We start from the raw sequence: 9849 nt of genomic DNA, 5'->3' as shown, positions 1-9849 counted from the left end.
GAGAGACAATTGCTGGCGATCGCTTACGGGAGAAAGAGAATCGTGTTCATGCCGTATGAACAACCCACCTCTTTACACCGACTATTTCATTTACTTTATCGACGTAAAAAAACAACAACATACCGCCCTTCTTCCATTCAACGTTCGGCTCAGCTTTGGATGCAATCTGCGTCTCAGCGTGGCGCATTCAAAAAATTTTCACATATATATCACCAGTATGTGACCAAGCAAATCCCGCTTAGTGACTCGGCTTTTCTCAGCCGATTTCTTCATCTCAACTAAGAGGTAATTCCCATGAACTATCGTTGCCCCCAATGCGACTCTGCGCGCATTACTGTGAAACACACAGGTAAAAGAACTGGCAGTGCCATCGGTACGGTTGCAGGTACCGTCGCCGGTGTCTCTGGTGCCACTGCCGGTGCTGAAGTCGGTGCCAGCATCGGTACCTTTGCCGGTCCCGCAGGCATGCTGATCGGTGGTCTGGCCGGTGCTATTTTTGGTGGACTGATCGGTGGCTCGACCGGTTGTATCGCCGGTGCCAAGATCGGTGAATCATTCGATGGTGCCTTGTTCGATAACCATGAATGTTTGGAGTGTGCTTATACCTTCAGTATGCCGCGCAATTAAATCTCTCCCCTTCGTCGTTCTTTTCTCTTTTCCGTCTTTTCTCTTCGTTTTTCCGTTTCATGACCCTCAATCGCTTACGCCATCCGGTTTGTGCCGGGTGGCTTTTTTGTGCGCGAATTTTCGTATTCCGATTTCTGGTTTTTTCTGTTTTCTGGTTTTTCCTGTTTTTCAATTCTCTTTTATTTACTTTCTTTATTTCTTCTCTCAGGAGGTTTTATGGCACATCTCGTCGAATCAATGGCTTATGTTAATCAAGTTCCCTGGCATGGTCTGGGCAATCAACTCACCGCAAAGCAACCAATTGAAGTCTGGGCACAACAAGCAGGGATGGCTTTCGAGATCAAGGAAACGCCGGTGCGTTTCATGACAGAAAGCATCGGTAGCCTCGGAGCAATCATGTCTTTCCCTGAACAAAAGGTGCTGTACCGTTCCGATACCAAGGCGGCGTTATCGGTGGTATCCAATCGTTATCAGGTAGTGCAACCACGGGAGATTCTGGAGTTTTATCGCGATCTGACGGAAATCTCTGGGTTTGAGTTGGAAACTGCTGGTGTCTTGAAAGAAGGCCGCAAGGTCTGGGCACTGGCTAAAACGAATCAATCGTCCGCTCTAAAAGGCAACGATGTAGTGAATGCGTATCTCCTGTTGGCAACCGCCTGTGACGGTACGCTGGCGACAACGGCGCAGTTCACCAGTATCCGGGTGGTGTGCAATAACACGCTGGCGATTGCTTTAAACAACGGAGCTGGTGCAGTGAAGGTGCCGCACAACACTTCGTTCGATCCGCAAGCGGTCAAGAAGCAACTCGGCATTTCGGTGGCGTCATGGGATGCGTTTATGTATCGGATGAAGACGCTCTCTGAACGTAAGGTGAAATCACATGAAGCGATGAATTACTTCTTGCGGGTATTTACCGACGCTAATCACTCCACTGGTGCTTTATCGAATGAACGGGCGATCAAGAAAGTGCAAGCGCTGTATGACGGTCAAGGCAAAGGAGCTGAACTGGCCTCCTCAAAATCCACTGCCTTCGGTTTATTGAATTCGGTGACGGAGTATGTCGATCATGAACGACGTGCCCGCAGTACCGATCATCGCCTGGAATCCGCCTGGTTCGGTCAGGGCGCCGCCTTGAAACAGAAGGCACTGGATCAGGCGTTGTTGATGATTGCCTGAGGTCGTTTGATGCAGACGATCCACGAGAGAGGACGTGACTTATTGCGATTCTCTCTTTCTTCTTGTTCATTCTTCTTTCTTCACAGCCCGGTCGCGTTTAGCGCCCCGGGCTGTTCTTTTATGCCCGTGTGATTGCATGGGCATGCGATTTTTTATTTCTGTATCTTTTTAATTGAAGGAGTCGGACATGTCTCTTAGTCAGCAAATTCAGCATGGTTCTCAGCTTACTTCTCAGCGTCCTGCGCTGAAGTTAGTCAAAACCAATCATTTAAGCCGTGATGAATGGTTAGCGGTACGCAAAGGGGGTATCGGTAGTAGTGATGCTGGTACGGCGGTAGGACTCAATCCTTATCAGTCACAACTGGAATTGTGGATGATCAAGACCGGACGTGATGCGGCCTTACCGCAAGTCGATCCGAATGATGAAGACAGTCCCATGTATTGGGGCACCTTATTGGAACCGATTGTAGCCGCGCATTACACACGTCGCACCGGTAACCGGGTACGCAAGATCAATGCGGTATTGCAGCACCCTGACCCGGACAAGAACTGGATGCTGGCAAACATCGACCGGGAAGTGATGGGTGCCGCAGACGTGCAGATTCTGGAATGTAAAACTGCCGGAGAGTTCGGTGCACGGTTGTGGCGTGATGGTGTACCGGACTATGTCGTGTGTCAGGTTCAGCATCAGTTAGCCGTAACAGGAAAAGCGGCAGCAGATGTGTGTGTCCTGGTGTGTGGTCAGGAAATCCGTATTCATCGGATAGAACGGGATGATGTGTTGATTCGTCGTCTGATTGAATTGGAACGGCAATTCTGGCATTACGTGGAAACGGATACGCCACCACCAGCGGATGGTTCTGCTTCTGCGGAAACGGCCTTGCGTTGCCTGTATCCGCAGGACAAAGGGAATGTGGTGGATTTTAAAGAAGACAGACACTTGTCTTCCGTCTTTGCTGATCTGGTTGCTGTACGTGACGACATCGCCAACCGCGAAGCGATTGAAGCGCAGTTGAAACAAACCTTGCAACAGCGTATGGGTGACGCCAGCATCGCTTTATTTGAGACTGGCAAAATCAGCTGGAAACGTTCCAAAGACAGCCACGGCATTGATATGGCGCGCCTACTGGAAGATCAGCCGGATATTCCACAACAGTACGCGACGACGAAACCGGGAAGTCGGCGCTTTCTGATTTCCACGTGAAGTCCATGCTACTCCATGTGGAACGCTGTAGGCACTACAAGCATTCATCAATGAGTTGACGAACAAAAAACCACTCACCATAAAACCAAGGGCTGCGTCTTTCTTCTGAAAGAACGCAGCCTTTTTTATCTGAAGGAGCAAATCATGATTAAAGGACTTGCCATTACACCGCCAATACTGGGGCGGATTTCCATTGGTAAAGTGATCGAAAAAAATGGCAAACGCCTTCCCGAGAAGGACGATCAATTTACCATTACCTCACAGGTGCAAGGCCGGGATGGCTGGATAACGCATCCCCTTGATGATGAATTACGCAAGCTTTCCGCGAATGGGAAATTGCGTTCGATTCCGGTGCGCGTGTTATTCAACGATCCCGAGATCAACCTGCGTGCGGAATACAGTCTGTTTGATCGGCAGACGGGTCGTCCGCTCTGCGTCGGCAATGGCGACACCTGCAAACGCTACACGGCAAATGGGATGCAAACACTGCCTTGTCCGGCACCGGAGAGTTGCGAACTGGCGAAAAGACAGGCTTGCAAACCGTATGGGCGTTTAAATGTGCAAATTGGGGATGAAGATGATGTCGGGAGTTTTATTTTTAGAACGACAGGCTTTAACAGCATTCGTTGCCTGACGGCGCGTTTGCATTATTACCAAGCCGTCTCCGGCAATCTGCTGGCCTGCTTACCGTTGGAATTACGCTTGCGAGGTAAAAGTACGACGCAAAGTCACCGGTCAGCCATCTATTACGCCGATCTGACCATACGCGAAGGGATGAGTCTGGAGGAAGCGATTACCACAGCCAAACAAATTCATGAACGACGACAAGCTGGCGGCTACATGCAGGACGCCTTGGATCAGGCAGTACGGGAGGGATTTGCGAATGGGGCGTTTGAAGACAGCGAAGAAGATGCGGGGGAGATTGTGGAGGAGTTCTTTGCTGGGACAATACAAGAAGATACGACACTTCATTCCGATCAATCAGTGGCATCTGAATCAGCAAGACCTTCCAATACAACGACGACGAAGCCAAGCCTGAGAGAGAAGCTTGATGGGAAAGTAGCTCAGTTAGCTATTGGAAAATAACGAAATTTACCGTTTGATTTACAGATTAGAGTTCGTCAAACAACTTGCTGACACTCACATTGAGCGCTTTTGCCAACACTTCAATGGCGGTTAAAGATGGATTTCGCTTCCCTCGTTCTATGCCACTGATGTAGGTACGGTCAAATCCGCACAAATGGGCAAAGTCTTCCTGAGAAAGTCCTTCTGCCTTTCGTATCTCTCTAATTCGCTCGCCGAAGCTAATGGGTAATGGTCGTTTCTGCACGACGACATTAACCCATCTTGAAGACTAATCGTACACGGACTAATCGTCACATGATAATATTGAAAATGTGGTCTAATCGTAACATTTCTGTTGCAGTTCTATTTTTAAATTCAATTGGCTTTATGAAAGGAAATCCTCATGAGCAAAAAAATCAAATGTCCGGAATGTAAAGGCAAAGGCGAGATTCCTTGCCCAATCGACTATGACGAACACCCTCATCCGGCAAACTGTCCCGGTTGTGCCGGTGACCGCCATGTCCGTGTTGAATGTCCTCGTTGCGACGGTACCGGAAAAATCGACGCTAACTAATTCACTTATCGCTTCTCATGCTGAAAGGAGCACTCCATGAGCGACAAGAAAGAGAAAGACCCTTATTACAAAATGTCCGATGCCCTCGACGAGTTACGCTTTGATGCTGTGGGCAAAACCGACAAAGCGGTTGCGGGACTTAAGCTGGTTGGCAAAGGTTTGTACAACATTACCCGCTTCACGTTTAAGGAAGCACTTCCTGAAATAAACAGTCGCGCACAGAAAGAAATCGATAACACCAAGTCCAAAAAATAATTGCGCGCACCCATTCTCAGGCATTCAACATACTGTCTCTACACTTTGTCTGGTAGGGCTGTGTTCAGCTAACTTCTTTAGTTCAACCACCGCATCACACCTGATCGGTGGTTTTTATTTACATAAATAATTAACTATTAATCAATCTTTGGAGTTTATTTTGAAAACGAATTACCCACAATACAAAACAGCCCTTGCTGTCATCGCTGCAGCACTTTTACTGACTGCCTGCGGTAAACAAATCGATTTTCGTGAATTTGAATTTCGTCGGGGATTGGCCTATCGCGCCAATGAAAGCACCCCTTTTACTGGCACCATGAAGAATGTACCTTGGGGGTCTGCACTACCGACAGCAGTAAGCGGCACTTGCGTTGATGAATTCACGGACGGACTCCGGGATGGGAAACGTATCTGCAGTTCGATGAAAGGCGTCAAGTTGGAGGAGTCAGAGTGGAAGGAAGGCAAAAGAAATGGAGTAGAACGACGCTGGGAGGTCAGCACGGGCAAATTCTGGAAACTGACCCACTATGTTAATGATCAGAAAAATGGATTAGAAGAGGTTCACAACCCGTTTGAAAACGAAGCACTCATCACCCGTCGGAATTGGGTCGATAACCAAAAATCTGGTAACGAAAAAAAATGGGATATCACCGGAAAAATACTGCGCACTGATCTTAATTGGCTTGATGGCAAACAAACGGGAGTAGTGCGATACAACACGCGTCAGGAATCCTATAAGAACGGTATTCTTGATGGTACACAGATTTATTATACTGACCCGCAAGGTCTCGTCAGATATATGCCTAAAGAAATGTCAGATCAGATCTCTAAGATCAGTAATATGACTGAAATTCTCCAAGGAGGAAGCGATTTCATCGGCGATGTCCCAGGAATGGCCGTTGAAAAATCAGAAACATATGCTAATGGAGTCTATCAACCGAATCCCGCATTACAGGGATGTGTGAATGCCAAAGAAGCAGCCTACAAAGTGGAAACGATGAACTTTCAATACAATGAGGTGACCAACGTCAATATCATTCATTGGGAAAAAGAATGTGCAGCAGGTCAAACAGCACCGGTTTCTGCTCAGGTACAGACTGCTGGAAGTTCTGTCAGTGCGTGTCTGGATGCCAAAATTGCGGCGGTGAGAAAAACTTCGCCGGATGAGCTGATCAGAAATGACGTGCTCGACGAATGGGAACAGGAGTGTAAGACTAGGAAGTAAAGAAATCGTACTCGATTCAATCTGACAAAGATTGTCAGATTGAATCTAAGTGACGATCAAAAACAATCCGCTCCGATTCCCCCACTCCTCAAGGTAGATATTACAGTGCAACGCATATCATTTTTTTCTTAACATTTAACGTTTTTCCACATATCGACGTCACCTAAGTGCATCACACGCCAATCCGTGGCCGTCCTCGCTTGACTGATCGCATCTGAGGCAACGCACCGCGTCGCATCATTCTGGACTTAGTCCTATGACGAGGCCGAAAACCCTGATCGACCTTACAAAGATAGGCCAGTACATATTTTTGCAAATTCTGACGCAAATGAGTATCGTTCCAATGGATTAATCCAATGCCACAGCGCCCCTTCTGCTCAAAATCCTTAACTTGTCGATTACAGTTCCAGTAATCCCCCCACCCTTTGGTAATAACTTCGCACCAATACTCCCCAATTTGCCGCGCATGATTAACATGAGACGTTCCTTGTCGGCTTGATCCATTAAAAAACATCAGCACATGGAAATGAATTCTACGTTCAACACCATATTCAGCTTTGATGACATACCCAATATTGCCATTAAACAACTGATTGGCACGTCGATTTCTTAACAATCGATTCATATCCTCAAGCGCTATCTCCAGCGTCACACTACCGGAATGAGCTTTTCGATATCCAAGATCCAATCGCAATACGATAATTCGATCATTCATATCAAAAAGGCCATCGATATACTGAATGTATTCTTTCAGCCGTGTATCCGCTTCCCTGCGTTCGATACGTACTGTTTCTCGAAATACATCTGTACGGCAATATCTTCGCACTTCGTTGATCAGTTGATCGACAGTTTGATCCGTTACCGAAAAACACGACTGCCCTATGCCGAGATTTTGACAGCAGGTCATAAATGCTTCCAAGTACCCGCCAAAATCATATTCTCTAGGTAACTTTGCGATTACTTCCAAATAGCGGTTTATGCCTGAACGCAATGCCTGTACAACTTTATAATCCGGCAATACGTTCCCTGCGATATGCTTGATCAATTGCCGCAATTCATCCAGGCAATCAGAGTCAAGCCGAAACTCATACAGATCATTTTCCAATTCGTCGTTCATTGACATGATTTCATTTCTTTCTCTGAGATGAAAGATCGCTTGGTTGCACTTGAGAATGCAGACACGCGATATCAACATCTGGCGACAAGCAAGATGTTTAAATAAGAATTAATTAAAGGAAACGGGTTGGGTGTGTCAGCGCAGTGCCAAGAAACGGCTACAGGCTTACGTCAGGACTGGCGCTATGGGATGGTAAATAAGTCTTGGAACGTGTTTATTATCCGTGATGCCAATAACACCTTTGCCACATCTGGTCCGAGTTCCGTCATTTCCTGATGCTGCGTGAATGAGATGTAACGACAATGGACGGTTAGTAAATTACGTTAGTGCAATTTAGATCGTAATAATTTTTTTTAATTACTCATCTTCATCAGCCATCTATTAATTGATTATCAATATAATTATTAATAACATAAATAACCGAAATTCCAGGAGGCGAAAAATAGCGAGCCAAGCTGCCCTTACTGCGATTTTTGCTTAACAAACCAATAGTTACTCCAACTCAACTTTATGCAGAGTTATTTCCGTTCTGATGACACGAAACTTAGTTAGTTTATCGCTTGCCACTGAATCGGCTTGCCGCAATACGGCCTTCTATCCACGCATTCACTTCGGAAGCAATCCACGCAACACTCCCCTTCCCGCCGGTGGACAAAGACACGGGCTTCGGGAAATCCGGATCGTACTGTTTGCATTGTGGATTCATTCGACCATAAATACTGCTGCGCTTGAGGCCAGTCATCAATTCAACTTGATGGCGACGGATTAATTGTGGATTTGATTGATTCAACATGGTTCGTTTCCTTATTTGATTTAAGTAAGCGCAGCTGACAACGGTCAACTGCACACCATGGCGAACGCGGTATTTTTTTTCCAACCCCTTCCTGATACGTTCAATTGAAAACAAAGTCCAGGCAGGTCAAATCCATAAAATATGAAAAGCCTTTTAATAATGTTGTATGCTCAGAACATCTGAACTTCAAAAATTAACCCGACACCAATTCCATCTGGGTAATAACTAGCTGTTTAGTCGCTTTATATAGAGAAAACAGAGCTAACTACCTATAGTTTAATTTAAAAATATTGGTGTAATTTTGGTTTTTGTTTTGTCGAAATATTTGTTTATTTCGGTATTTTAAATTGGATTTTTTAGTAAAAAGAAATGGAATATTTTGGGTTAATTTTGATTTAAAAATGCTCCATTATTGCTAATTCAGCATTGGCAATTATTACTTAATATTTTTCGTCATTAAGTAACCGCATAAATTTTTAATTCCCTGAATGTAAGAGGACAGCATGACGAGTTCGGCAGAACAACTCTTGAGCACTGATCAACAGACTCCAAACGATGATCAGCAAAAAGAAAAAAGCCAATCCAAAGTAACCAAGAAAAGCTTGGGACGCGGACTGACAAAAATTGTTCGGAACGGCGAGGTTGTTAGCTACGAGTTTAGAATGATGCACAAGAGGACACCCTATGAAAAATCACTTGGGAGCGCTAAAGATCGTTCTGAGGAACAGGCCAGGATAGAAGCTGAAAAATATCGCACAAAAATTCTTAAGGAAAGACACAAGAACGGCATTGAAAAACTGTCCGCAGACTTGGCAATGCCGCGTATTCCGTGCTTTAAGAGCTATGAATACGCTAGAAACTTCGTTAAGGAATTAAATCAAATTGCCCCACTCAATCCAGAACGCGTTACAAGCGGAAATCTGGAGCCAATTGACCTAGAGCTCTATGGAGTCATATGGCTGATGCTCCTGCTACCACTTAGCATGGAAGATTTGCTGCAATTAGCAACAACAGATATCCAAAGCAAAAGATCGGAACCATATTTGACTCTCCGGAGAGCAGAAAAACATACTCCCCATTTGGATGTTGATTTGCCCTATAGCGCAATTACAATTTTTGAAGCGCTAGAAATGAAACTTGACAGAGATTCTTACAGAGAAGGACTGTTTCCTCTACTTCGCAGATTAAGTAAAAGTGAGCTAAAAAATGAAATGAAGCAAGTCCTGAACAAAATATCCCCAACCTACGTCATTGATACGAATAAATTTATTGCTTACTTTGAATTTACTGCCGTCAAATTTAGCTGTTTCCGTAGCGAATTCATCAAGGATTACACAAAAAAAAGACGCGGACAAAATGAATGTGGGATAAGCAACAGCGCCAGGCGGCTTTTGATGACTTGGTGGGAAAGCCGTTTACTACAAGGGACCAATTCTATTAATTGGGATCTCAACCTTCTTAGCGCGCCCCTAAAAAAAAGGAATTAGTCGTTGGCTGACAATCGTCGATAAGACAAGGATTCAAAATCACTACAAGAGTGATTTATCACAAACAACCGTCCAATATGGATGAATCTATTCCAACCCAAAATGGCATACCAGATGGCATACTGAGCAAGTCAGAAAAAGAAAAAGCCCTTGAAAATCAAGGGCTTATCATTTTATTTTGGCGGAAGCTGTGAGATTCGAACTCACGAAGGCTTTAACACCTCGCCAGTTTTCAAGACTGGTGCATTCAACCGCTCTGCCAAGCTTCCGAGCCTCGCATTATATCCTGATAGCGACACGCAAAACAAGCCTCGGCGACGATTTTT

General features: G+C 45.4%; 12 protein-coding genes and 1 tRNA gene. 9 read left to right on the top strand and 4 right to left on the bottom strand.

Annotation, left to right across the window (positions count from 1 at the left end; all coding sequences use genetic code 11):
• The 5 genes from H8K29_RS17785 to H8K29_RS16225 form a co-directional block, all read left to right on the top strand.
• The coding region (locus H8K29_RS17785) for a hypothetical protein (RefSeq protein ID WP_222611507.1) at nucleotides 1-282 on the top strand (282 nt) is incomplete at its 5' end.
• Between the two features lie 12 nt (nucleotides 283-294).
• Entirely contained in the window at nucleotides 295-627 is a 333-nt protein-coding gene (locus H8K29_RS16240) for a hypothetical protein (RefSeq protein WP_186898420.1), read from the top strand.
• 216 nt (nucleotides 628-843) lie between these two features.
• Entirely contained in the window at nucleotides 844-1803 is a 960-nt protein-coding gene (locus tag H8K29_RS16235) for a DUF932 domain-containing protein (RefSeq protein ID WP_186898419.1), read from the top strand.
• 187 nt (nucleotides 1804-1990) lie between these two features.
• Nucleotides 1991-3007 (top strand): YqaJ viral recombinase family protein, encoded by a 1017-nt coding sequence (locus tag H8K29_RS16230; protein ID WP_186898418.1) that lies wholly within the window; start codon nucleotides 1991-1993, stop codon nucleotides 3005-3007.
• A gap of 144 nt (nucleotides 3008-3151) precedes the next feature.
• On the top strand, nucleotides 3152-4093 hold the full coding sequence (locus tag H8K29_RS16225; protein ID WP_186898417.1) for a hydrolase or metal-binding protein: 942 nt from the start codon (nucleotides 3152-3154) through the stop codon (nucleotides 4091-4093).
• Nucleotides 4094-4118: 25 nt separating this feature from the next.
• Here H8K29_RS16225 and H8K29_RS16220 read toward each other — a convergent pair whose 3' ends face one another.
• Complete coding sequence (locus tag H8K29_RS16220; RefSeq protein WP_186898416.1) at nucleotides 4119-4337, bottom strand: helix-turn-helix transcriptional regulator; 219 nt, start codon at nucleotides 4335-4337, stop codon at nucleotides 4119-4121.
• A 138-nt stretch (nucleotides 4338-4475) separates the two neighbouring features.
• Here H8K29_RS16220 and H8K29_RS16215 point away from each other — a divergent pair, with 138 nt between their 5' ends.
• From H8K29_RS16215 to H8K29_RS16205, 3 genes are all read left to right on the top strand, one after another.
• On the top strand, nucleotides 4476-4646 hold the full coding sequence (locus H8K29_RS16215) for a hypothetical protein (RefSeq protein WP_186884988.1): 171 nt from the start codon (nucleotides 4476-4478) through the stop codon (nucleotides 4644-4646).
• Nucleotides 4647-4682: 36 nt separating this feature from the next.
• Nucleotides 4683-4901, top strand: coding sequence for a hypothetical protein (locus H8K29_RS16210; RefSeq protein WP_186898415.1), 219 nt, complete (start codon nucleotides 4683-4685; stop codon nucleotides 4899-4901).
• A gap of 160 nt (nucleotides 4902-5061) precedes the next feature.
• Nucleotides 5062-6126 (top strand): toxin-antitoxin system YwqK family antitoxin, encoded by a 1065-nt coding sequence (locus H8K29_RS16205; RefSeq protein WP_186898414.1) that lies wholly within the window; start codon nucleotides 5062-5064, stop codon nucleotides 6124-6126.
• Between the two features lie 172 nt (nucleotides 6127-6298).
• Here H8K29_RS16205 and H8K29_RS16200 read toward each other — a convergent pair whose 3' ends face one another.
• On the bottom strand, nucleotides 6299-7249 hold the full coding sequence (locus H8K29_RS16200) for an inovirus-type Gp2 protein (protein WP_186898413.1): 951 nt from the start codon (nucleotides 7247-7249) through the stop codon (nucleotides 6299-6301).
• 547 nt (nucleotides 7250-7796) lie between these two features.
• Entirely contained in the window at nucleotides 7797-8036 is a 240-nt protein-coding gene (locus tag H8K29_RS16195) for an AlpA family transcriptional regulator (RefSeq protein WP_186898412.1), read from the bottom strand.
• A 503-nt stretch (nucleotides 8037-8539) separates the two neighbouring features.
• Here H8K29_RS16195 and H8K29_RS16190 point away from each other — a divergent pair.
• Nucleotides 8540-9523 carry an Arm DNA-binding domain-containing protein gene (locus tag H8K29_RS16190; protein ID WP_186898411.1) on the top strand — a complete coding sequence of 328 codons (984 nt, stop codon included), beginning with the start codon at nucleotides 8540-8542 and terminating at the stop codon, nucleotides 9521-9523.
• A 179-nt stretch (nucleotides 9524-9702) separates the two neighbouring features.
• Here H8K29_RS16190 and H8K29_RS16185 read toward each other — a convergent pair.
• Nucleotides 9703-9792, bottom strand: a tRNA-Ser gene (locus H8K29_RS16185).
• Between the last annotated feature and the right edge of the window lie 57 nt (nucleotides 9793-9849).

Source organism: Undibacterium sp. CY21W (assembly GCF_014284265.1).
GTDB lineage: Bacteria > Pseudomonadota > Gammaproteobacteria > Burkholderiales > Burkholderiaceae_D > Undibacterium > Undibacterium aquatile.
The sequence above is the reverse complement of the archived record's forward strand: the minus strand, read 5'-3'. Positions and strand labels throughout refer to the sequence as shown.

Bases quoted from the DNA above. Each gene is read 5' to 3' on its own strand.
- H8K29_RS16240 (WP_186898420.1), top strand. From the start codon at position 295: ATGAACTATCGTTGCCCCCAATGCGACTCTGCGCGCATTACTGTGAAA.
- H8K29_RS16235 (WP_186898419.1), top strand. From the start codon at position 844: ATGGCACATCTCGTCGAATCAATGGCTTATGTTAATCAAGTTCCCTGG.
- H8K29_RS16230 (WP_186898418.1), top strand. From the start codon at position 1,991: ATGTCTCTTAGTCAGCAAATTCAGCATGGTTCTCAGCTTACTTCTCAG.
- H8K29_RS16225 (WP_186898417.1), top strand. From the start codon at position 3,152: ATGATTAAAGGACTTGCCATTACACCGCCAATACTGGGGCGGATTTCC.
- H8K29_RS16215 (WP_186884988.1), top strand. From the start codon at position 4,476: ATGAGCAAAAAAATCAAATGTCCGGAATGTAAAGGCAAAGGCGAGATT.
- H8K29_RS16210 (WP_186898415.1), top strand. From the start codon at position 4,683: ATGAGCGACAAGAAAGAGAAAGACCCTTATTACAAAATGTCCGATGCC.
- H8K29_RS16200 (WP_186898413.1), bottom strand. From the start codon at position 7,249: ATGTCAATGAACGACGAATTGGAAAATGATCTGTATGAGTTTCGGCTT.
- H8K29_RS16195 (WP_186898412.1), bottom strand. From the start codon at position 8,036: ATGTTGAATCAATCAAATCCACAATTAATCCGTCGCCATCAAGTTGAA.
- H8K29_RS16190 (WP_186898411.1), top strand. From the start codon at position 8,540: ATGACGAGTTCGGCAGAACAACTCTTGAGCACTGATCAACAGACTCCA.